Here is a 1460-nt window from a genome sequence, read left to right on the forward strand (position 1 = left end):
GTGAGTTTGAGTGGTCGGTTAGACGCAAAAACTGCAGCTGAGTTTGAAAAGAAGATTCAGTCTGACTTGGTGCCTCTTAAGAAAAATGTTTTTTTAGACTGCCAGGGGCTTGAATATGTTAGTAGCGCAGGTTTGAGTGGATTAATATTGCTTGCTAAGACACTGAAATCTGACGAATGTACGCTGGCCTTGTCAAACATTCAACCGATGGTGAATGACATTTTGCATGTTACAGGACTCATTGGAAAGGTCTTTACGGTTCAGCCTTGATAACATTTGAATTAAGCCAATCATCAGATCGTATGCAAGTGATTGTTGATTCGCTGGCACCATTAAGATCAAGTTTGTCGCTCGAGCTGGGGGCAAAGTTGAATTTAGTCGTTGAAGAAATTATTGAAAATGTTTTTGATAATAATGATCATGACGGTTTGTACGTGAAAGTGACTATTGACTTTATTGACGGGGATCAAAAACAGGCGTTAATTACATTTTGTGATAATGGGAATGCATTTGATTTAACTGAGCAGCAACTTGAAAGCGTGCCCAATCCCGACAGGTTGCGGGGACGTGGCATTTACCTGGTTAAGCATTATACAAACAGTATTAGCTATGAAAGAGATCAAGATTTAAATTTACTTAAGGTTGGAGTGCTGATTATATCTCTTGGTTTTGAAGAGGAGTCTTCCAAAACGCTGGAAAAAATTGTTTCTTTATTGGGGAGGCCGCATACTCATAGCACTGGAGATGATGCAGTATGGCATATTAAACAAGGCGGCTCAAAAGGTAATGAGGCATTAGCGCGCTCTCACAAATTAAGTGAGTTTGTTTTGCATACTGATTGTTCCTATGAGAAGCAAATTCCAGATTTCTTTGGTTTGCATTGTATTAGGCATGATCGCTTCGGCGGGGGCAAAAACCTTCTTGTTGATTGTTCAACGTTGATTCAGCACTTAACACCAGAGTCATTTGAGGCGCTGCAAAATGACCCTGTTGAAATTGTTGTACCTCCAGAGTTTAAGCGTGATATAGAGTCAATTAGCGCACGTGTCATTGATAAGAATTTTAATGTGAGATACCGCAAAGAAATATTAAAAAAAGAAACTCTTACCCCAGCGCTGCAATCTGCTTTAGAGGAATTTGAAAGATTGTGTCACTCACCTGTTTTAAATAGAAAATTAGAGCTGAAAGACAACCAGATACTTTTACTTGATAATAACACAAGTTTCGCACTTTTAGGCTAAGTTGTTAAAATTGCTCTCATCGATCGGCTAATACCACTTTTAATGACATCCCAGTCTTGTTGATAAAAACTGATTTTTTCATTCACTTTACGCAGGTATTTATCAATCCACGTTGAAATCGCTAAACCAATGTGATTTCTTTGTGCCCGGCCAGTGCGAGCCTGACAACACTCAATACCACACGTTTGCTTCAATTCACGGTGATAGACTTCGGCACCA

General features: G+C 39.4%; 2 protein-coding genes and 1 pseudogene. 2 read left to right on the top strand and 1 reads right to left on the bottom strand.

The genetic code is table 11. The features are described from left to right. Nucleotides 1–270: STAS domain-containing protein (locus tag BGC07_RS09670; protein ID WP_069312932.1), on the top strand; the 270-nt coding region annotated here is incomplete at its 5' end. Beyond that, a complete protein-coding gene (locus BGC07_RS09675) occupies nt 267–1241 on the top strand; it encodes a TauD/TfdA family dioxygenase (RefSeq protein WP_069312933.1) in 975 nt (324 codons plus the stop codon). The genes BGC07_RS09670 and BGC07_RS09675, both read left to right, overlap by 4 nt. On the opposite strand, the pseudogene BGC07_RS09680 reads toward BGC07_RS09675, so the two are convergent. Continuing rightward, a pseudogene (locus BGC07_RS09680) lies at nt 1238–1460 on the bottom strand (hypothetical protein); the annotation flags it as partial. The gene BGC07_RS09675 and the pseudogene BGC07_RS09680 sit on opposite strands and share 4 nt — an antisense overlap.

It is taken from the genome of Piscirickettsia litoralis (genome assembly GCF_001720395.1).
Classification (GTDB): domain Bacteria; phylum Pseudomonadota; class Gammaproteobacteria; order Piscirickettsiales; family Piscirickettsiaceae; genus Piscirickettsia; species Piscirickettsia litoralis.